This window comes from Vibrio sp. K4 (assembly GCF_051122595.1).
Lineage (GTDB): Bacteria > Pseudomonadota > Gammaproteobacteria > Enterobacterales > Vibrionaceae > Vibrio > Vibrio owensii.
The window spans coordinates 1,354,480-1,374,345 of sequence record NZ_CP178578.1 but is presented as its reverse complement, the minus strand read 5'-3'; the positions used below and the strand labels follow the sequence as shown (position 1 = coordinate 1,374,345).

The 19,866-nt window shown below is 44.6% G+C and carries 21 protein-coding genes; 4 read left to right on the top strand and 17 right to left on the bottom strand.

All coding sequences use genetic code 11. From position 1 onward, the window contains the following. Positions 1-118: 118 nt before the first annotated feature. The 8 genes from ACLIIY_RS23785 to rbsD all read right to left on the bottom strand — a co-directional run bounded on the left by ACLIIY_RS23785 (position 119) and on the right by rbsD (position 8,148). Positions 119-850: a nucleoside phosphorylase gene (locus tag ACLIIY_RS23785; RefSeq protein WP_434528629.1), complete on the bottom strand. Its 732-nt coding sequence runs from the start codon at positions 848-850 to the stop codon at positions 119-121. A 4-nt stretch (positions 851-854) separates the two neighbouring features. Beyond that, the gene (gene pnuC, locus ACLIIY_RS23780; RefSeq protein ID WP_434528628.1) at positions 855-1,592 is read right to left on the bottom strand and encodes a nicotinamide riboside transporter PnuC; all 738 of its coding nucleotides are present in this window, start codon (positions 1,590-1,592) and stop codon (positions 855-857) included. A gap of 501 nt (positions 1,593-2,093) precedes the next feature. Beyond that, positions 2,094-3,107 (bottom strand): substrate-binding domain-containing protein, encoded by a 1,014-nt coding sequence (locus ACLIIY_RS23775; protein ID WP_038895366.1) that lies wholly within the window; start codon positions 3,105-3,107, stop codon positions 2,094-2,096. Positions 3,108-3,122: 15 nt separating this feature from the next. Then, on the bottom strand, positions 3,123-4,043 hold the full coding sequence (gene rbsK, locus ACLIIY_RS23770) for a ribokinase (protein WP_005435750.1): 921 nt from the start codon (positions 4,041-4,043) through the stop codon (positions 3,123-3,125). Positions 4,044-4,247: 204 nt separating this feature from the next. Further along, positions 4,248-5,126 carry a ribose ABC transporter substrate-binding protein RbsB gene (rbsB, locus tag ACLIIY_RS23765; RefSeq protein WP_434528627.1) on the bottom strand — a complete coding sequence of 293 codons (879 nt, stop codon included), beginning with the start codon at positions 5,124-5,126 and terminating at the stop codon, positions 4,248-4,250. Between the two features lie 92 nt (positions 5,127-5,218). After that, on the bottom strand, positions 5,219-6,202 hold the full coding sequence (gene rbsC, locus ACLIIY_RS23760; RefSeq protein ID WP_005435746.1) for a ribose ABC transporter permease: 984 nt from the start codon (positions 6,200-6,202) through the stop codon (positions 5,219-5,221). Next, complete coding sequence (rbsA, locus tag ACLIIY_RS23755) at positions 6,199-7,704, bottom strand: ribose ABC transporter ATP-binding protein RbsA (RefSeq protein ID WP_434528626.1); 1,506 nt, start codon at positions 7,702-7,704, stop codon at positions 6,199-6,201. The genes rbsC and rbsA overlap by 4 nt, the downstream gene beginning before the upstream one ends. A gap of 24 nt (positions 7,705-7,728) precedes the next feature. Next, entirely contained in the window at positions 7,729-8,148 is a 420-nt protein-coding gene (rbsD, locus tag ACLIIY_RS23750; RefSeq protein WP_005435742.1) for a D-ribose pyranase, read from the bottom strand. Between the two features lie 505 nt (positions 8,149-8,653). On the opposite strand from rbsD, the gene ACLIIY_RS23745 reads away from it, so the two are divergent. Next, the gene (locus tag ACLIIY_RS23745; protein WP_434528625.1) at positions 8,654-10,990 is read left to right on the top strand and encodes an EAL domain-containing protein; all 2,337 of its coding nucleotides are present in this window, start codon (positions 8,654-8,656) and stop codon (positions 10,988-10,990) included. 113 nt (positions 10,991-11,103) lie between these two features. On the opposite strand, the gene ACLIIY_RS23740 is transcribed toward ACLIIY_RS23745, so the two are convergent. The 4 genes from ACLIIY_RS23740 to ACLIIY_RS23725 form a co-directional block, all read right to left on the bottom strand. Further along, complete coding sequence (locus ACLIIY_RS23740) at positions 11,104-11,859, bottom strand: 5'-methylthioadenosine/adenosylhomocysteine nucleosidase (RefSeq protein WP_009704133.1); 756 nt, start codon at positions 11,857-11,859, stop codon at positions 11,104-11,106. A 357-nt stretch (positions 11,860-12,216) separates the two neighbouring features. After that, positions 12,217-12,915 carry an aspartate/glutamate racemase family protein gene (locus tag ACLIIY_RS23735; RefSeq protein WP_434528624.1) on the bottom strand — a complete coding sequence of 233 codons (699 nt, stop codon included), beginning with the start codon at positions 12,913-12,915 and terminating at the stop codon, positions 12,217-12,219. Positions 12,916-12,923: 8 nt separating this feature from the next. Next, positions 12,924-13,541, bottom strand: a complete 618-nt coding sequence (locus ACLIIY_RS23730; protein ID WP_009704131.1) for an NUDIX hydrolase — start codon at positions 13,539-13,541, stop codon at positions 12,924-12,926. 188 nt (positions 13,542-13,729) lie between these two features. Beyond that, complete coding sequence (locus ACLIIY_RS23725; RefSeq protein WP_434528623.1) at positions 13,730-14,140, bottom strand: NUDIX hydrolase; 411 nt, start codon at positions 14,138-14,140, stop codon at positions 13,730-13,732. 574 nt (positions 14,141-14,714) lie between these two features. On the opposite strand from ACLIIY_RS23725, the gene ACLIIY_RS23720 reads away from it, so the two are divergent. From ACLIIY_RS23720 to ACLIIY_RS23710, 3 genes are all read left to right on the top strand, one after another. Further along, entirely contained in the window at positions 14,715-15,359 is a 645-nt protein-coding gene (locus ACLIIY_RS23720; protein ID WP_020197530.1) for a murein L,D-transpeptidase catalytic domain family protein, read from the top strand. Positions 15,360-15,567: 208 nt separating this feature from the next. After that, on the top strand, positions 15,568-15,975 hold the full coding sequence (locus ACLIIY_RS23715) for a hypothetical protein (protein WP_434529515.1): 408 nt from the start codon (positions 15,568-15,570) through the stop codon (positions 15,973-15,975). Positions 15,976-16,070: 95 nt separating this feature from the next. Next, positions 16,071-16,388, top strand: coding sequence for a hypothetical protein (locus tag ACLIIY_RS23710; protein WP_005435730.1), 318 nt, complete (start codon positions 16,071-16,073; stop codon positions 16,386-16,388). An 85-nt stretch (positions 16,389-16,473) separates the two neighbouring features. Here ACLIIY_RS23710 and ACLIIY_RS23705 read toward each other — a convergent pair whose 3' ends face one another. The 5 genes from ACLIIY_RS23705 to ACLIIY_RS23685 all read right to left on the bottom strand — a co-directional run bounded on the left by ACLIIY_RS23705 (position 16,474) and on the right by ACLIIY_RS23685 (position 19,440). Beyond that, positions 16,474-17,151 carry a DedA family protein gene (locus ACLIIY_RS23705; RefSeq protein WP_005435728.1) on the bottom strand — a complete coding sequence of 226 codons (678 nt, stop codon included), beginning with the start codon at positions 17,149-17,151 and terminating at the stop codon, positions 16,474-16,476. 49 nt (positions 17,152-17,200) lie between these two features. Continuing rightward, a complete protein-coding gene (locus ACLIIY_RS23700; RefSeq protein WP_122070762.1) occupies positions 17,201-17,608 on the bottom strand; it encodes a hypothetical protein in 408 nt (135 codons plus the stop codon). Between the two features lie 142 nt (positions 17,609-17,750). After that, a complete protein-coding gene (locus ACLIIY_RS23695; RefSeq protein ID WP_264408094.1) occupies positions 17,751-18,134 on the bottom strand; it encodes a hypothetical protein in 384 nt (127 codons plus the stop codon). 180 nt (positions 18,135-18,314) lie between these two features. Continuing rightward, positions 18,315-18,779, bottom strand: coding sequence for a hypothetical protein (locus tag ACLIIY_RS23690; protein WP_171371531.1), 465 nt, complete (start codon positions 18,777-18,779; stop codon positions 18,315-18,317). Further along, positions 18,772-19,440 carry a winged helix-turn-helix domain-containing protein gene (locus tag ACLIIY_RS23685; RefSeq protein WP_434528622.1) on the bottom strand — a complete coding sequence of 223 codons (669 nt, stop codon included), beginning with the start codon at positions 19,438-19,440 and terminating at the stop codon, positions 18,772-18,774. The genes ACLIIY_RS23690 and ACLIIY_RS23685 overlap by 8 nt, the downstream gene beginning before the upstream one ends. Between the last annotated feature and the right edge of the window lie 426 nt (positions 19,441-19,866).

Genomic DNA, 19,866 nt, shown 5'->3' with positions numbered 1-19,866 from the left:
GTTTCTCTTTAATGACAACAATCTCAAGTAGATTGTACTCGCTAGAATCGTTTGATGACAGCCAATAAAAAAGCGACACCAAGGTGCCGCTTATAAAATTAACTAAGCTGTGATCTGGTTAACTCTGTGCAATTAAGGCTTCAAGAGCAGCGTAAGACGCTAAACGCTCCCCTTCCATCATCACTTGCGCTTCGTCTACGTACTGCCCTACACCTTCTTTCACATCCTGCTGATACAAAACCACATTGTTCAGAATGGAGGCGACATTCAGACCACGCAGTCGACCGACAGTAAACAAAGCCGAGGTTTCCATATCCGCACCGAGAATACCTTTCTTGTTCCAGTACTCGCAGATCGCTTCTTCGTCGTCGGTATAGAAGCTATCATGGGAACGAACCAAACCTAAATGATATCGTGCCTCTTTTGCCGCTAAATAGCTGTCCATCGCTTTAAGTAATGAAAAGCTCGCGTAAGCCGGATACGAAGAGCGAACGTATGCTTTCGAGCCACCTTCGTCTCTTACTGCGCCTTCAGCCACAATCAACTCACCAAGTTGGATGTTGGATTGCATCGCGCCAGCAGAACCCACTCGAATCACATCCGTCACACCACACTGCTTTAGCTCTTCCACCGCAATGATCATCGAAGGTGCTCCGATACCTGTACTGCACACTGATACGCGCTGACCTTGGTATGTTCCTGTAAACACACGATACTCACGGTTTTCAGAGACCAATTCTGCGTTATCAAACAATGTAGCAATACGGTTTGCTCGATCTGGCTCACCACAGACGATTACTCGGGCCGCTATTTGAGTACTGTCTACACCTATATGTGGTTGTTTCATCATTGGCTTAACCTTGAGCTGTCGCTTGCGTTAGGGTCTTCTCACCGTTGCGTTTTGCGCTACGTGCCCACTCTCTTGTGCCGTTTGCTGCGATGAACATGAGAATCGCGTATTGAACTGACATTGCGTACACACCTTGTGTCGCGTAAATACCAACGCTGATGATGTTGATTACGACCCAAAGAATCCAGTTCTCAACGTACTTACGTGTCATCAAGATTTGCGCCACGATAGAAAGCACGGTCATGGTTGCATCCCAGAATGGGAAAGCATCTGGCTCCAACACAGGCTCAGACAAACCTGCACCGAACACATTTAGCGTATCAACGGCAATGTTAGCCAACGCAAAGAAGAATGGGTCGATGTAAATCGTTAACATCGCAATCGCAACGATGCTTGCTGAACCTGTCGCGATCAGCTTCTGTTTGCTTAACCAACGCACCTCAAGTGTCTCACCTTGTGCATTTGGTCTTGTCCATGCATACCAGCCGTAGATGTTGGCGCAGAAGAAGAAAAGTTGAAGCAGAAGCAATCCGTAAAGCTGAATCTGGAAAAAGATAACGGCAAAAAGTGTTACGTTCAGCAGACCGAACAAGTAGTTAATGGTTTTTTCTTGGCTCGCAAACCAAATACAAAGCAGACCGAAAACCGTACCAAACGCTTCGATCCAGCTCATTGCATAGCCACCACCAATAGGAATGTTAACAAGGGTGTTGTTGATGTCTAACAGGGCAAATAGGTCCATGAAGATGTCCTTTATTATTGTGCTTGGGATGCGCTCATCTTATTGCCTCGCAGCAAACAAAAAGGAGGACATTTGTCCTCCCTTTGATGTATCCGATCATAAATCAGATCAATAATTTTTTTATATTGTGGTGTTCCCACTACGCAGTAATGGTTTAAGACTCTAAACCCGAATAACGTTTTTTAAACGCCGATGCCGAAGCAAAGAGTAATGTTGCTAAAAGAGTAATAACAAAGCCGATTGAGAATTCAAAAGCTTCGTTGACTAATAGTTGATAGCAACTTAATAAAAAAATGAACGCAACCGCTGTAACATTCAAACGATGAAACCAAGGGTGTTTCACCGAGAACTTCGCGTATCCCTTTGACAACATATTGCTAATCCACCGAATATATAATTAACACTTCTATTTATAATGAAAGTTAATACTAAGCCTTTCTCATACAAAGAGAAATAATTTATTACTAATTTCTAGCAAAATGTCACAACGGAAAGCGAGGGCTATTGACTAGACACAACCTTCACACTGTTACGCTCAACCAATGTAGGTTCAAGCTGTACAACCTGAGCTTCATCAGATTTATCATCCAGTTTTCGCAATAAAGTTTCGACTGCAGCTTGCCCTAGACGGTATTTTGGTTGGTGAATTGTTGTCAGAGATGGAGACATGAATTTGGCGATATGGATGTCATCGTAGCCAATAATGGATAACTGCTCTGGAATTTTAATGCCTAGCTCGTTAGCCGCGTTAATTGCGCCCATTGCCATCATGTCGTTGGAGACAAAAATCGAGCTTGGGAGCGGACCACGTTCCGCCATCTTCTTGAAGGCTTGATAACCACCTTCACATTCAAAGTCAGATTCAACAATCCAGTTTGCATTGAACTCAAGCTCAGCTTCAATCATCGCTCGCTTGTAGCCTTCATAACGCATTTGCGCTTGATGCTTGATTAGTGGACCTGTAATACAACCAATCTCTTGGTGGCCACAGTCGATAAGATATTTAGCTGCAAGATAACCACCACGAAGTGAGTTGTCTTGAATCTTATCGCTGGTGAACAACATAGGTCCCCAGTCCATCACTACAACCGGAATGTCAGGATAACGCTCAAATACATCAATACGCTCCCCTTCTAACGATGAACACATCAAAATCAAACCATCAACGCGCTTTTGCAACAACGTATTGATAGATTCACGCATTCGCTCGTTATCGCCTTCAGTGTTACACAGGATCAGGCTGTAGCCTTTATGGTAGCAACTGCGCTCAACACCTTTTACGACTTCACCGAAAAATGGGTTGGTAGAGGTGGTTACTAGCATACCAATGGTTTTGGTGCGATTGACTTTTAGGCTACGCGCCAAAGCAGACGGCGCGTAGTAATTGAGTTCTTTGGCAGCGTTGCTGACTCGTTCCGAGATCTCTTCGCTGACAAAGCGAGTTTTGTTAATAACATGGCTCACAGTTGAAGTGGAAACCCCTGCCAGTTTTGCGATGTCTTTCATCGTTGCCATGTTATTACTCCTTGATTATTGGTGTTGAGCCAGAAACTCCTCAACCTCTTCACGGGTTGGAATGGAGGTTTGCGCGCCAAAGCGAGTTACTGAGATCGCTGCTGCTGCGTGGGCAAACTTAATCGCTGATTCTAAAGGTAAGTCTTCCAATAAACCAGTGACTAATGCCCCATTAAACGTATCGCCCGCCGCAGTGGTATCTGTTGCTTCTACGCGGAAGCCAGGAATGATTTCACCACGACCGTTTTGACTCAACCACACTCCTTTCGCACCAAGCGTGATCATGACGATTTCAATGCCTTTCGAATGCAGGATGTTCGCCGCTTCTTGTGCACTGTCATCGTCTGTTACCGTCACACCTGTTAGCACTTCCGCTTCCGTTTCGTTTGGTGTAATCACATCAATGCAAGACAGTAATTCATCTGACAGCTCGCGAGCTGGTGCAGGGTTAAGAATGACGTTGGTTTTGGCATCTTTCGCGATTCGCGCAGCTTTCTCGATGCCGCACATTGGCGTTTCTAGTTGCATCAACAAGTAATCAGCCTGACGAATGCGCTCTAGATCAGGCTCAATCGCCTCTGCTGTCAGCTTTGCGTTGGCTTCTGCTGAGATACAAATGCTGTTCTCGCCACTGTCCGCCACTTGAATCATGGCAATGCCCGTTGGGCAGTTCGGCTGCATTTTCACGCCAGTGATGTCGATGCCATCCATTTTGAAGTTCTCACGAATGTTGATGCCGAACGAATCATCACCCACACACGCAATAAAACCGATGTCTGCGTTTAATCGAGCTGCCGCAACAGCTTGGTTGGCACCTTTGCCACCTGGGATAACTTGATAGTTGCGACCATGTAGCGTCTCGCCTGGGCGAGGGAAAGAAGGCACTTGAAGAACATGGTCAGCGTTTACACTACCTAACACCACTAACTTATTCATACGGTTATCCTCGGTTCTGATTGAACCCTTTATATTTGAACAGGAGTAATAGGTTTACGCTCTTTGAAAAAACGTAAGCGTATTACGATTCAGCTAGATTTAATTTTCTAACGTACCGCTTTCGTTGTTTGGAATGACCCAACACATTCATTGGGTCATTCCGTTATCTTCAACAAAGAAGAATCACTGAGTCAGGCGCTAAGCTTACTTAGTCACGACTTTAAGCGGAACAGGAATGTACTCCTCAACCTTCTCGCCTTTCAATACTTTCGCTGCAGTTTCTACACCCAACGCACCAATTAGATCTGGTTGCTGTGCGATAGTCGCTGCTAGCTTGCCACGGTTAACTGCAGCGATACCATCGTCGGTACCGTCGAAGCCTACGATCATTACGTCTTTACCTGATGCCTGAACTGCGCGAAGCGCACCAAGTGCCATCTCATCATTCTGAGCAAATACCGCTTGAACGTCTGGGTTCGCTGCAAGCAAGTTTTCCATTACGTTCAGACCTTTAGTACGGTCAAAATCAGCAGGTTGGCTTGCTAGTAGCTCCATGTTGCTGCTCTTAACTGCTGTCATGAAACCTTCACCACGCTCTCGCGCCGCAGACGTACCTGCAATACCTTCTAGTTGGATAACCTTCGCTTTCTCACCTACTTTTTCCATGATGTAGTGACCAGCCATTTCACCACCAACTACGTTGTCAGATGCGATGTGACTCACTACGTCACCACGGCTTGCACCACGGTCTAGTGTCAACACAGGGATCTTAGAACGGTTCGCCATACGAATCGCGTTTGACACAGCGTCGGAATCTGTTGGGTTAATCAGAATCGCTTTTACGCCACGAATCGTTAGGTCTTCGATGTTTGACAGTTCTTTACTCGGGTCATTTTGCGAGTCCAGTACAATCAAGTCGTATCCCAGTTCTTTCGCTTTTGCTTCTGCGCCGTCTTTCATCGTTACGAAGAACGGGTTATTCAGCGTAGAAACAACAATCGCCATCGTATCTTGAGCGTGCGCCGCTACCGATACGGTTGAAGAAAGAAGTGCAGCAGAGATAAGAGTTGCGAGTTTTTTCATCGTTCTAGTCCTTTGTGTAGGGTGAGCCAGCACACGTCCTCTGGCTCGATTTGTATTCAGGATTTAGTGGAGCTATTTATTTTAAATATCAATTACTTGTTTTTGTTGTCTACCAGTACTGCTAGCAAGATAACCACTGCTTTCGCAATCATTTGGTAGTAAGAAGAAACATCGAGTAGGTTCAGCGCGTTGTTTAGGAAGCCGATGATCAGAGCACCAATCAATGTACCCATGATGCGACCTTTACCACCCATCAAGCTGGTGCCGCCAAGAACCACTGCTGCGATAGCATCTAGCTCGTAACCCATACCTGCTGTTGGCTGCGCCGAAGACAGGCGAGACGTCACGATGATGCCTGCAAGCGCTGCCAACATACCGCAAATGGCGTATACACCGATTTTCACACGGTCAACGTTGATACCAGAAAGGCGTGTTGCTGATTCGTTGCCACCAAGTGCGTACACGTAGCGACCGAAGCGAGTGTGGTTCAGTAGGTACCAAGCCGCAGCAAAGACAATCACCATCAACCAAACAGGAACTGGAATACCAAGTGCGTAACCGGTACCGAACCATGCAAATGCGTCTGCTGTGTCGGTAAAGCCCGTTGAGATAGGACGACCGTCTGTGTAAACCATGGTTACACCGCGTAGTAACGTCATAGTAACCAGTGTTGCGATAAAGGCTTGAACTTTACCTTTGGCAATGATGATTCCGCTGATCGCACCCAGTGCTGCACCAGCAAACAACGCTGTAGGAACCGCAATAAGCACCGGCACTTCTAACGCAATCATGCTCGCGGCAAACGCACCACATAACGCGAGTACAGAACCAACACTTAGGTCGATGCCTGCGGTTAGGATAACCAACGTCATACCTACCGCGATAATTGCGTTGACTGAGGTTTGACGAAGAATATTAAGAATGTTGTCTACCGTAAAAAAGTTCGGGTTCAAGAATGACACAACAACAATCAAGAAAATCAGTGCAATCAGTGACTTTTGCTCAATCAGCCACTCTTTGGTGAACAACTTTTTGCTGTTCGCTTCGGTTGGTTTGCTCATGGTCTTAGTACTCATGCTGCTTCCTCATTGATCTTTCTGCCTACGGCACAAGCGAGTAGTGTTTCTTGGTCGGCGTCTTTCGCATCGAATTCGCCAGTAATACGACCTTCGTGCATCACCATGATGCGGTCACTCATGCCTAGCACTTCAGGCATCTCAGAAGAAACCAAGATGATGCTCATGCCATCGGCTTTAAATTTGTTGATTAGCTGGTAGATTTCTTTCTTAGCGCCTACGTCGACGCCGCGAGTTGGCTCATCCAGAATCAGAACTTTAGGTTTGGTCATCAACCCTTTTGCGATTGCCACTTTCTGCTGGTTACCACCAGAAAGGTTGCCAATGATTTGGTCTCGGGTTGGCGTTTTGATGTTAAACAGTTTGATAAAGTCTTCAACCGCCACGACTTCTTCGCCATGTTGGATTTGGAAGCCTTTGGTGAGTTTATCCAGTGCACACAGAGACATGTTCTCCTTCACGGATAACCCCAGCACCAAGCCATCGCCTTTACGGTCTTCAGAGATGTAAGCAATGCCATTCACCAAGCCATCTTGTGGGCTAACCGGGTTAATGGTCTTGTTGTCTAAGTTGATGACGCCACGCTCACTTGGTAACGCGCCGTAAATCACCTTCATCAACTCTGTGCGCCCTGCGCCCATCAAGCCTGACACACCAAGGATTTCACCACGTTGAAGTGTGAAGCTAATGTCATGAACGCCCGAGCCCGTCAAACCAATCACTTCAAGACAAACATCACCATGCGTCACATCGATACGCGGGTATTGCTCTTCCAACTTACGACCAACCATCATTTCGATGAGTCCATCTTCGTTGGTGTCTTTAACTTGGCATTCGCCGATGAACTTACCGTCACGTAACACAGTAATGTCATCACAGATTTCGAAGATTTCTTTCAGGCGGTGTGAGATATAAACGATGCCACAGCCTTGGTCGCGAAGTTCGTTAATTACTTTAAACAGCGATTCCGTCTCTTTGTCGGTTAACGCATCCGTTGGTTCATCCATGATGATGACTTTGGACTCGAAAGACAGCGCTTTCGCAATCTCCACCATTTGTTGCTCACCAAGGCTCAAATCACCAAGCAAAGTTTTCGATGAGTGCTTTACGTTAAGGCGTTGAAGCAACTTGTCTGCTTCTTCATACATTTTGCCCCACTGAATACGCCCCATCGTGCCGGTAAACTCACGACCTAGATAGATGTTTTCGGCAATCGTCAGCTCCGGGATCAAATTCAATTCTTGGTGAATGATACTGATGCCAGCTTCTTGCGAGTCTCGTGGACCTTTAAACGCCGCTGGTTGGCCTTGATATTTGATGCTTCCTGCATCCATGTGGTAGATGCCCGTTAACACTTTCATCAAGGTCGACTTACCTGCCCCGTTCTCGCCCATCAACGCCATCACACGACCTGGGTATACGTTAAGGCTGGCTTTATCCAACGCCTTAACACCCGGGAACGCTTTCTCGATGTCGCTCAGTTGTAGAATGGCTTGAGTCATAATTTGTCCTCAATTAGTTGTGGCTTAAAAAACCACGCCGGCTTGGAAAATCACGTTCGCGTAAGGTGTGCACTCGCCTGTTCTAACAACAGCGCGGCTTTGTTCTGTGCGAGCTTTAAAATCTTCATGCGACACATAGTTGATCGCGATTTGTTTACCTGTTTGCTCACTTTCTTTGGTTAGCTCCGTGATTAGTGCATCATGGTGAACCGGGCTAACTTTGGCGAATTCTTCAGCAATGATGACCCCTTCAATTTGGGACTCAGACAGAATCACGCGAACGGTATCTAGAAAGCCTGGGACTCCGTGCGTCAACGCTAAATCAATGCGCTGTACATGATCAGGAATTGGCAAGCCCGCGTCACAAATGGTGATTTCGTCGGTATGACCCAGCGTCGCCACCAAGTAAGAAATTTCTGAGTTAATTAGGGTACTTTTTTTCATCTCATCGACCTTTCGGTTACACGTTCATACAACTTTGAGTTTCATTTCTTAGTATTGACAGAAAACTCATCGAAACGTTTCGATGCAATAATAGGACGGCAATGAAAATTGGCTAGTGACAGATCGATAAGGTGTGAGAATGATCCGTAATTGAACCTTTTGTGATGAAGAAAAAGATATTGGGGTCACATTTCACCATCGAAACGTTTCGATGGTGAAAAAATCCATTAGAGGGAGACTGTCATGGCTGTATTACTCATTCGTACATTCATCTTGCAAATGTATTTTGTGCTTTTGAAACGGTACAAATATGTCTAAAGTTTGAGACTTCTTCTGGTCAATCTCGTAAAAAACCGCACACAGCATCACAAATTAAGTAAGGGTGTCTGACTTTCGAAAATCACCCACTTACAATTTGAAAAACACAGAAATACTATCGTCATCCGTTCGGAACCTTTAAGTAGGGAACGTTTGTAGGGACACAAACGGAAATTGAAGAACCATAATGAAACTAAGCAATAGAGTTGTTTTGCTTGTCGCGCCAGTCATTCTTATTAGCGCGTTGGTGTCGAGTTACATCATTTATAGCATTCAAAAAGTCACATTGATCAAGCGAGAAGACAGCTACATACAGCTGCAAATGGAGAAGCTCGCAGGGCAATTTCGTCAAGCCAATATCTTCCTCAACAGTTACGCCTATACCCTAGGGAAAAGTGAAGTTTTACAGGATTACTTCGTTAACCACGAAGACCCGTACCGAGAACGACAGCTATTCAACCGATTGGATGAAACAGTGGAAGTGCTAAGCCATGGTTATAATGGCGATGCGAACATGGCAATATTGGATGGCGACCAACACCTACTCTATTACACCGAGAATCAGTTTTATGAGTCCAACGGCAGCGTCGATCCTAAGATTCTCGAATACGTAGAAAAGAGCTATGCCCAGCACGGTAAAACCAGCCATACCGGCTTTATTTACAACTCAAGTGGGCAAAGCATACTCCTGCAGTACGAACTGTTCGATAAGCGAACGGGCGAGCACCCACCCAGCTTTGATCCGCACAACGCATTCTTTGTTGTCGTCTCCGTCTCTCTCGAAGCTTTTAATGACATCAAACACGAAATCGAATTTGATACCCACAGTGTCATCACATTTTCTGACAAACCGATTCACCTAGACATCCCCTTAGCCCAAACCATAGAACTCTTACCGCATTTCCACGCAATTTTGTCACCGGCAGAGTATTTAATGTGGAATAAGGTCGATAAGGTCTGGTTGGAGCTGGCTCTTTCGTTTGGTATAGCGTCGTTTTGTACCATCACTTTGATTGTCTTAGTCTTGTATCGTTACGTGCTCAGTCCGGTATCTAAACTGGACAAACAACTGCGCGAAATAGAAGCAAACAAGCGCACTAATATTGAAAAGCTAAACAGTGACGATGAAATTGGTCGCCTCTCTTCGCGCTTCTTCGACATGTATGAAGAACTCAATAACATCTACCATAAAACCAAGCACTTAGCGGAAACAGACCACCTAACTCAACTCGCGAACCGTCATCGTTTTCATGAGTTGGCAACTCGCGAGTTAGCCGATCCCTCTGAGCAACTTTGGGTTGTATACATCGACCTAGACAACTTCAAGTACGTAAACGACAAATACGGCCACGAATTGGGTGACAAACTATTGCAAGTCTTCTCTCGCCATATAAAAAATGTCTGCCAGAAGTTTACCCAACAACACAACAGCCCTTGCTTTGGCGCTCGCTTGTCTGGCGATGAGTTTGCCATCCTACTGAGTACAAACCAAAAGAAAGCTGACATACCAGATATGTTCGCTTCAGAGTTGCTCAAACCCATCCATAACTTGAGCCAATCTTCGACAAATTCGTTTCCGGTGACGGCAAGCGTTGGTATTGCTCAATATCCAAGAGATGGCGTTGATATTGCCAAGTTGCTTTCAAGTGCAGATGCGGCGATGTACCAAGCAAAACGCGGCGGTAAAAACCAATACGCCTACTATTCGGCGGCGCTCAATATTGAAGCTCAGCGCCGTAGCCAGATCGAACGCGCTTTACGTAAAGCCAATGTGGAAGACGAATTCCATTTGGTTTTCCAGCCATACATGAACAGTCACGCCAATGAAATCGAGGGGCTGGAAGTTCTCTTACGTTGGGAAGCAGAAGGAATTGGTTCGATTCCACCGAAGGAATTCATCCCTATTGCGGAACAAACCGGGTTGTTCGAGAAAATCGACCGCTGGGTGTTTGCGAACGCAATGGAAGAGTACCACCAGCTCAAGAGTATTTTTGGCAAGGACATCATTTTATCCATTAACCTATCATCAGCAGAGCTGAACTCCCTATCAATGGCCGAGTTTATCCACGACAAAGCGAAGCAAAATGGTGTGCCCCCTCACTGTATTGAGTTGGAAATAACAGAAACCTTCGCCGCAGACCAACAAGGTACTGCTCTGCTCGATGAACTAGCCCAACTTGGCTATAAACTTGCGATTGACGACTTTGGCTCAGGCTATACCTCACTGACGCAATTGGTTCAGTACCCTGTTCAGAAAATCAAATTCGACCGAGAATTTCTGCTCACCTTGATGAATACTGACAACGGCCACGTCATCAAACCAATCATTGAACTGTGCCATGCGCAAAACAAGAAGGTAACGGCAGAAGGTATTGAGCATAACGTGATGCACGAATGGCTATCTTCGTATCGCTGTGACTTCATGCAAGGTTACTTGTTTGGTAAGCCCATGAACAAAGAGCAGCTTGATCAATGGTGGAAATCGGCTAACGACCAACCTTTTACCCGCTCTGATATTGCTTAGCCTAACGGCTTATATCGTTTATTGCAGATGAATGGAAACCCAACAAAAAAAGCAGCACCGCGCGTGCTGCTTTTTCGTGTTTTAAAAAAACATTTGGCCTAGTGAACGTGTTCTCACATTCGCTTTAGCATATTAAGGGTAATGTTTGCTGAGTTGTCGGCCGTTGCTTTTTTAAGATCTGAGTAGACAACATCTGCCGAACCATCCGCTTTGTCTGAAATCGTACGGATAACGACGTAAGGTACTTTGAACGCATCTGCTACTTGGCCTAACGCTGCGCCTTCCATTTCCACAGCCATTGCGTTGTATTCTTGGTAGATACCCGTCACCTTCACTTTGCTTGCAATGAACTGGTCACCAGATGCGATAACGCCACGGTAAACACTCTCTTTGCCAAGCGTATCAACGGCTGCATCAAATGCGTATTTTTGCAGTGTTTTATCTGCGTAGAAGTAACGCTCTTCGTAATCAGGCAGTAGACCTTTCGGCATATTGAATGCGGTTAGATCAACATCGTGCTGAACCAAACGCGTAGAAACCACGACATCTAACGGGTCCAATTTAGGGTCGCTAGCACCAGCAATACCCGTAAAGATCAGTTGGTCAACACCGAAAGATTCGATCAGAAGAGTGGTCGTCATTGCCGCATTGACCTTACCTACGCCAGATTTCGTCACGACAACGGTTTTGCCCTCTAACTCACCCGTGTAAAAGCGATGGCTACCAATTTTCTTTACTTGTTGGTTTTGGATTTTTGGTAATAGCGCTTCAACTTCGACATCCATCGCACCGACAATACCGATGGTCGAACCTGCAACGGAAGGAAGTGAGTACGCAGCAAGCATTAGAGCAAGAGATTTCTTCAACATGGGAATCCTGAAATGTAATACGCGCCACCAAAGTGTGACGCGACGCAAATTATACAATACATTCCCAAGGGAGCAATCGTTTGCATCAATCAACTAATACTGATTGATTAAGAAATTCTCAATTAATGAGAACGACTTAGCCATTTTTACTTTTTAAAGGAGAAACCACTCGGTCCTTAACCCGGATCGTAGGCATAAAATAATCGCAAGCTGCACGATTTGCATCCGTTGGATGACCCCAAGCGCCGCAAATATCAGCGCTGCTCTTCTGTCTCGTAAACTGGCGACATTGTCCGCATCGATAATTCATAACTCTTCCATGAGTGATTTAATCCTGTCGATCAATTCTGTAGAGAATTACGCTTCATTCAGCGCGGCTTCCACAGCGGCCTTAGCGTGAATCTCTGTTGTATCGTAAAGCTTCACGTCTGTGTGTTGAGGTTCAACTAACATCGCAATCTCAGTACAACCAAGAATGACCGCTTCAGCGCCCTCTTCAACTAACTTATCGATAACAGCGAGATACTGTTGACGAGAATCCTCACGCACTTCTCCTTTGCACAGCTCGTTATAGATAACCTCATGAACAATCGTTTGGTCATTTGAACTCGGTACGACGACATCAACACCAAATTTATCGATGAGTCGCTGCTTATAAAAGTCTTGCTCCATGGTAAAACGTGTACCAAGCAAACCAACCTTCTCAATGCCATCCGCCACCAGCTTCTCAGCGGTCGCATCAGCAATATGAACAAGCGGTACATTGACAGCTTGCTGAATTTGGTCCGCGACTTTATGCATGGTATTAGTACAAATCAGAATGAAGTCCGCACCGCCTGCTTCCACCGATTTTGCTGCTTGAGAAAGAATCGTGGCCGTGTCATCCCATCGACCTTGGTGTTGAAGTGTTTCAATTTCGGCGAAATCGACACTGTACAAACAGACTTTTCCTGAATGTAACCCACCTAGACGCGCTTTCACTTCACGGTTAATGATTTGGTAATAGTTCGCAGTGGATTCCCATGACATACCACCAATTAGACCTATCGTTTTCATTTTCTTCCTTAATCGACGTGTACTTGAAAATCTTCACTGTAAAAAGCATCGAAGACCATTTCAATATCTCTTGGTAAAACTCGGCTCTGTGAAAGTGGCGGAATCTTATGCTGCGCGAAGAAATCGATTTCCGAAACTTCAATGTTCTCTTTAGGTTCACCAGAAACGTATTCACACAAAAAGAACATCTTATAGATGTGGAATGGGTAAGGCGGCTGATAGTCATGCATCGCTCTGTCGCGAATCGCTATTAGCTTCGGTTTAGCAACCACGAGGCCAGATTCCTCCAACACTTCGCGCACCACCCCACTACTTGGCGTTTCACATACGTCAGCCCAACCACCAGGCAATGTCCACCCTCCGTCTTCGCGCTCTCTTACGAGAAGTATCTTGCCATCTTTTATCACCCCAGCACGTAGGTCGACTTTGGGCGTAGGATAACCCGTTTCAGGGATAAACAAGTTTTGAATATCGGCAACTGACTTATCGCTGATGTCAGCAAACATCTGATGAGCGATGTCTTCGACCATTTTGAATCGCTCTAGATCGTAAGCATCTTTACTGTATGCTTCCCCTGCTTGAGCAATCGCTTGCAGCTGCTTTGCCCAATCTAACCACTTCGACATACACTTCCCTTTTTCAACTTACCTTTGCAGAAACTAGCATAACCAACTGAAAGCAAAGTTTATTTTTGATCAAGTTTTCGCAAAGTATTTATCCGCTATATTTTGTTCACAAGATAATTCGAATATTTTCGATATTTACAATTCAATCAAAAATATTATTACTCGTCACAAATATTATTTATGGAACTTCATTTATTAAACACAGTTCTTAGCGTTGTATTTAATCGAAGATATTCACTTAATGCGACGCGATCGACTTCCGTCGAGACTGGTGCATTTATTATTGGATACCATTTAACAGATTCCGCTTCTAAGCTCTGAATATCACCTTGCCAATTGGTCACCACATAATAGTGAATCAATTGCAGTTCTGTAGTTGGGTGATATAAAGAACATAAATAACCAAATTGAAGTGGCTTGATATTGAGCTCTTCCTCCAATTCTCTAAACAACGTTTGTTGTTGGGGTTCGTTAAACTCCATGTGACCGCCGGGTATTGCTATTGCCCCAGGATCAGATTCCTTATCCTTTGCTCTAGTTTCCAGCAACACGTGATCGCCCTTAACTAAGATAAATGAGACACACTCATGAACTTCCATCTTCATCGCCCTTTGATAACAATTTTATAGCAAACTAACATAAATCATTTCGATGATGTGAACAGCTATAGTCAATAAATTGACCACATACAACAACCTAGCTGAACGTTTAGTTGAATATGCAGAATTAGATATTCGCTTAATCTATCAATTGTCTGTAGCCGGGTAATGATTTGTTACGACTAGGATCACAGTCTAAAAAAATTTTGCACAATGCTAAGTATGAAATAAATACATTGAATTCAAACGGTATTTTTATTTCATTTATAATTAAACGATGTTTTATTAGCACCACTGCTTAGTAAATCACGGTAAACACAGTTTTATTAATTACCCAAATCGGCTAGTATTTGTCTTGAAGATTTTTAAAGTCATCGATTAACCTCTCAATGTTGATTAATTTCAGCGAGTTAGTTGGCAGAACTCTACCAAATACTAAAAATGGTTCGGTAATACGTGTCACTACGCATAATAGGAAACGTTGAGAATAGAATTAAATTGATGTGCAAGCTGTATTAACGACTGCAAGACGCAATCGCTGAATTTGCTACACCAAGAGTTTTATTTAGTACAAATGAAAAAGCTATTTTTATTATTGATATGGACATCGCTTACGGTTTCACCTTTTGCCTTTGCTCACCACTCATCAGCAAAAGCAACGGAAACTAAAGCTACCAAGCAACTTGTTGAAAAGACATTCAAAGAAGCCAATTTGGAAGGAGTCATCGACTTCAGTTTATTCAACGATGCATTTTTAGCTTACAAAAAAGCACATGACCGTAAAAAGCCAGTATTAACCATCATCGACTACAGTAAACCCTCTACAGAAAAACGCTTTTATGTGGTCGATTTAGATAAGAAAAAACTTATCTTTAATACCTATGTTTCTCACGGCGTAAATAGTGGTAAAAAGACTGCGACAAAGTTTTCTAACGTAGTGAACTCCCGTAAGACTTCTTTAGGTACGTTTTTAACTGATACCACTTACTATGGTTCTAACGGATACTCGCTGCGACTCGATGGATTAACATCTGGTGTCAACGACAAGGCACGTGAGCGTTACATCGTGGTTCATGGCGCAGACTACGCAAACCCTTCTTTTATCAAGAAGAATGGCTATCTTGGCCGCAGTTGGGGTTGCCCAGCACTGCCGCAAAAGTTATCACGACAAATCATTGATACCATTAAAGGTGGCAGCGTTATCTACGCAAGCGCTTAACGCCGCTTTTACGAAGTTCAAAAAGGGAGCAGATTCGCTCCCTTTTTAATAGACAAAAAACTGTTCATCCTGTTAACAAGTCGCTAGTATACGCAAGCGCCACCAATTGGCAGCAAACGAATATCGATTCCATCTTGTGTTAGGGTTAGTTTTGGTTCACGTATTTCGCCTACTGCTTTTGTTGTCACTCTCCCTGTTCTCAGGGCAGATGTCTGCTGCGCAAAATCATGAATGTGCAGATACCAACTACACCGCTTCCGAGACGTTCTACAAACTTACGCAACATGACTATCATGCGTTAAAAGTCCCTTATCGAGCTTGGAATACTCGTGACGCTTGGAGCCCTGATGGTTACTACCGCCACTTAAAGCGCGACCTGTTGGGTCTACTGCCTTGCCGTCGAGCTTCTGGCAACGATGGCGAATTGACATTGAGCGTCGTACCCGAGTATCACCTTCTGGTCGCTTTTTTGTCCCCTTCCTTATTGGATATCGCACTCAAAGCCACACCTTTGCCAAATCGTGCACAGTTATCGGCAAGCAAAAGTGCGTTTCATCTTCCGGGATGGAAACAAGCCAATTTACTTTACGTGTTTAAACACAGTCGCGAGGCTTAGCTCGGACATTGACTGTACTGACATTAATACGGATACCTTCAGTACTAGCCAAGGATGATCTCATCTTTACCCTGAATTAACTCGAGATCCTGATTATGAAAAAAATCGCGACTATCGCCGTTTTGGCTCTAACAACCTTATTCGCTGCGACTACGCAAGCAGCAAAACCTGAAGATATGAGCAATAGTGCGCTTCTAGAGTGTGCAAATGCTTCTAACGCTCGTGCAGCCGTTCCTGAGCATCGTGCTATGTTTCGTCATTACTTAATGGCTGAGCGCGGCTATACATTCAGCCAGCTCTCTTCTGCGGAGACTGAGTTCAAAGCGCAAGGCATGGATGAAACGAAGATGGAACAGTTCTACAAAACTGAGTGTAAGGAAGCAGGCGAATATCTTTACAACATCGGTTACTGATTCGCGCTCATTGCAAGCAATGTAAATACAGAAAAAGGCGCTGTGATAGCGCCTTTTTTGCTTTTCAAATTTCTTACCAGAACAATTATGGCAGTTGTGGAGTTGTTTTTGATTTGCTCCAAGCCTTACGCACTTTTACCAACACAAAACTCATGATCGCAATGGTTAAGGTAATAACCGGTGCTGCCATCAACCCCATGGTCACAATCTTGTTTAGCTTTTCCGGTAACAATGGTAACAACAGGCCAAGACCGCACAGCAGTAGTGTCCAAAGAATCGCACTCAACCACGCAAAGTAATGGAACTTGCTAACACGGTTCACACGTAATCCCATCATCAATGGCAGCAACGAACGCACCACTGGAATAAAACGCGCGCAAAATAGCGCAATCAAACCATGCTTACCCAGCAGCATGTCCACTTGTTCTAAACGCTTCGCTGGTACTGCATTCACCCAGCCTTGTACCTTCGGCAAGCGGTTTAGCCATTTACCTTGCAGATATGCTGCCCAACTGCCCATTGCTGCGCTGACAACAATCACCAACATGATCATAACTGGGTCAAGCACTCCTACCGCTGCCAATGTACCAGAAAGTACGACCACGCTGTCACACGGGAATGGGGCTGCGGGGATAAACCCACTTTCAAGGAAAATAAGTGCACCAACTACAAAGTAAATCAGCCCTGCACTACCCGGCGCCATCAGCGCGGTAAAGTCTTGGTGCCACAACGCAAACAGCACCTGAGTAATCGAATCAAACATAGCAAACTCCTAAACATCACAATTAAATTTAAAAACAGATGAATAGGCATCACCTAGCATGCATAAAGCGATATATGAGATTGGATTCTTGTCCTGTCCCAAGTCGATATTTCGAGCGAGGATAAAAGACATCAATAACTGGCATGGCCACTTTTGATACAAAGCGCTTATTAAAATCGGCAACGACTGTTAACCAGCGTGCAGGTACTACATCAAAGTCATCAGATTCTGGTGATGTATTGGAATGGTTAACGCGCAGTGCGTTTCGACTGAATAAGCTGGCGGCAATTTTACGAGATGGTGAGAATGGTGCTTTCTCAAGATGCGCTTCACCATCAATTAAAGAAGAGGTGTAGCTGACCGCGTGGGAAAGTTTTGGTGACGGTGAAGCCTGACTCAATCCAAAAGCCATCAGCGCAACAACAAGCCCTAACACACTGACTAGGTAAGTACGCACAGAATTCACCTAAACCACAACGATACGCTGTTGTAACTCCATGCGTGTTGATTTGCAATCTAAATTCTCAGTTGATAGTAAAAAGAGAGTTTTGCAAACCTTTGGGCGTACATTTCATGTTCAAAAGGCCTCAAAAAGTGTTCTAAGTGATACCGGATAACCGAGAAGCAATCTTAGCTACCACTTGAGCAACAAACTCAAGTTTACAGCGCCCTAGTAACGCACCAGCCGTAGCTTCTGCCAACATACGTATTTCGTTTGGGTTGATACCAAGCCTTGTCAGCTCGCCTAACTCAAACAATAAACCCGACTCTTGCGAACTTTTTTCTCCGGGCAGAGAAACCACGTTAATGAAAATGCCAACGGATGCTAAGCGATTACAAGCTGATGCAGACCCCTCTTCATGATGCCACTTAACCATCACTTTATTCGCTTCCGCGTTTTCATCTCTAAGCTTACAAACTTCAAGCCCTTCATCAATCAAGCAACGCGCAAACAAATTCGCATTATCAACATCACTTAGCATTGTCTTGTTCCTTCTATTTAAAAAAGCAGCTTCGTTAATACTTCTGTCGCTACTTTAAAAATAACGTTCGCGCGTTAGTGAGTAATTTAGCGTTAAATAATGGCGGTACTGTTTGTTCCCATCGAAAAGTAACGCTTCAGGAACTAGCTCACTCACTGATGAAACGAGAACTCTTGGTACTCACCTCATCACCATGGCAAACAAATCCATCTCGCCTTCTAACTGCCCTTCAATAACGTTGTTTTCCGGGAAGTTTTCGAAGATAAAGACACGATCGCCCAGCCGCTCTACGTGGTAAAAGAGGACGTTATATCCCGAGAAGATTTCGTTATATCTGTCTGTCAGGTTGTTCGTGCTGCCACCATCAATGCGGTTTCGGTCATAGATGATGTATATCACCTGCTTGCCAAACTTCATTTGCCTTGCCATTACCTGCCACTTGGAAACCAGTTCATTTTGCTCGTTGAGAAGAGAATGGAGCACCACTACCTTGCCGCGGTAGCAGGTGACAAACGTTTTTTGATGTTCAGCATTTTCCACCGAGAGGTCATAGCGACAACCAGCACCATTGACCAGCCCAGATAAAAGAAAAGCGGTAGTTAAGATGAAGCCAAGAAATGCGACGCGTTGTAGTAGCTTAGTCATGATATGCCCCCTCATAACGCTTGCCGTTTGATGAGACGAAAACGGATGAGCCTTGCTCTGCTTTCACCTCAGAGTCTACATCCCCTCGAATTGCACAGACTTTGGATTGTCCGACAACCTCGCAATCAACTTGAACCCAAGAAAAGCTGAAATACGACGCCACAAACACCACATACAACAGCGATAACCAAGCGCAAATAACACTAATCTTGTTGGAGTTTGTTTCAATACGTTTGCTGATATTACGTTCAGGCTTGGATGCAACGACTTGCTCTGTTACTTCTTCAACTTGTTCTGAATGGGGCTCTCCAGAACCCATACACTCTACTTCCAGTTGATAACCTTGGCGGGGGACATTAACGATCTTGATCTTTTCCGGCTCGAGTACTTTACGCAGGTTTGAAATCGCGACAGGTAATGAGTTGGAACCGATGATCTCGGGGTTTCCCCAGGCTGCGCGAATAAGGGCATCTTTAGATACCACCTTGCCCAAGTTGGTAACTAACGTTTTTAAGACATCACTTTCTTTCGTTGTAATGTTGTAGCGTTTACCGCTCTCCACAATGAGTTCACACGCGTGCTGTTGCACCTTGAGTAAACATGATCCCACTTGAACTTCGTGCGCTTCAAATTCCTCGAATACAGGGCTGGTAATTTTCATTGCGACCCCCACTTTTATCCATCCTGTTTAGGAATTAGCAAAAGCTAAGCCAAGCCCTAAAAGTATCACTGCGACAACCTTTGTCCATTGAGGCCATATCTATTGACGTCGTTGTCTAACAGTCAACTTGCTTCAGTAATAGATGAGGATGAGGGAGATTGCTCTCACCTACCTTGGCGCTAGGTTCAGAGTTCTGGGTTCTCAAATTGAATGTCAAAAAGAGAATTTTTGTCTCAAAGAAGAAACCTAGATGGATAAATGAGCAATAAATTACTTATTTTATCCGGTGATTTTCATCAATCATTAGTGCCCAGCGAGATTCACGACTGGTTCACTCGCTAAATACACACTTGGTACGCCTTATGCCTCTTCAGTGTGTAACCCCGTCAGAAATAAGAGTTAGCCAACAATAAAAACAACACAACC

Coding starts and splice junctions, on each gene's coding strand:
- ACLIIY_RS23775 (WP_038895366.1), bottom strand. CDS start 3,107: ATGGCAACGATGAAAGACATCGCAAAACTGGCAGGGGTTTCCACTTCA.
- ACLIIY_RS23785 (WP_434528629.1), bottom strand. CDS start 850: ATGATGAAACAACCACATATAGGTGTAGACAGTACTCAAATAGCGGCC.
- ACLIIY_RS23740 (WP_009704133.1), bottom strand. CDS start 11,859: ATGTTGAAGAAATCTCTTGCTCTAATGCTTGCTGCGTACTCACTTCCT.
- ACLIIY_RS23730 (WP_009704131.1), bottom strand. CDS start 13,541: ATGTCGAAGTGGTTAGATTGGGCAAAGCAGCTGCAAGCGATTGCTCAA.
- ACLIIY_RS23695 (WP_264408094.1), bottom strand. CDS start 18,134: ATGCTAAGTGATGTTGATAATGCGAATTTGTTTGCGCGTTGCTTGATT.
- ACLIIY_RS23685 (WP_434528622.1), bottom strand. CDS start 19,440: ATGAAAATTACCAGCCCTGTATTCGAGGAATTTGAAGCGCACGAAGTT.
- ACLIIY_RS23725 (WP_434528623.1), bottom strand. CDS start 14,140: ATGGAAGTTCATGAGTGTGTCTCATTTATCTTAGTTAAGGGCGATCAC.
- ACLIIY_RS23745 (WP_434528625.1), top strand. CDS start 8,654: ATGAAACTAAGCAATAGAGTTGTTTTGCTTGTCGCGCCAGTCATTCTT.
- ACLIIY_RS23715 (WP_434529515.1), top strand. CDS start 15,568: ATGTCTGCTGCGCAAAATCATGAATGTGCAGATACCAACTACACCGCT.
- rbsC (WP_005435746.1), bottom strand. CDS start 6,202: ATGAGTACTAAGACCATGAGCAAACCAACCGAAGCGAACAGCAAAAAG.
- rbsD (WP_005435742.1), bottom strand. CDS start 8,148: ATGAAAAAAAGTACCCTAATTAACTCAGAAATTTCTTACTTGGTGGCG.
- ACLIIY_RS23705 (WP_005435728.1), bottom strand. CDS start 17,151: ATGTTTGATTCGATTACTCAGGTGCTGTTTGCGTTGTGGCACCAAGAC.
- rbsK (WP_005435750.1), bottom strand. CDS start 4,043: ATGAATAAGTTAGTGGTGTTAGGTAGTGTAAACGCTGACCATGTTCTT.
- rbsB (WP_434528627.1), bottom strand. CDS start 5,126: ATGAAAAAACTCGCAACTCTTATCTCTGCTGCACTTCTTTCTTCAACC.
- pnuC (WP_434528628.1), bottom strand. CDS start 1,592: ATGGACCTATTTGCCCTGTTAGACATCAACAACACCCTTGTTAACATT.
- ACLIIY_RS23735 (WP_434528624.1), bottom strand. CDS start 12,915: ATGAAAACGATAGGTCTAATTGGTGGTATGTCATGGGAATCCACTGCG.
- rbsA (WP_434528626.1), bottom strand. CDS start 7,704: ATGACTCAAGCCATTCTACAACTGAGCGACATCGAGAAAGCGTTCCCG.
- ACLIIY_RS23720 (WP_020197530.1), top strand. CDS start 14,715: ATGAAAAAGCTATTTTTATTATTGATATGGACATCGCTTACGGTTTCA.
- ACLIIY_RS23710 (WP_005435730.1), top strand. CDS start 16,071: ATGAAAAAAATCGCGACTATCGCCGTTTTGGCTCTAACAACCTTATTC.
- ACLIIY_RS23690 (WP_171371531.1), bottom strand. CDS start 18,779: ATGACTAAGCTACTACAACGCGTCGCATTTCTTGGCTTCATCTTAACT.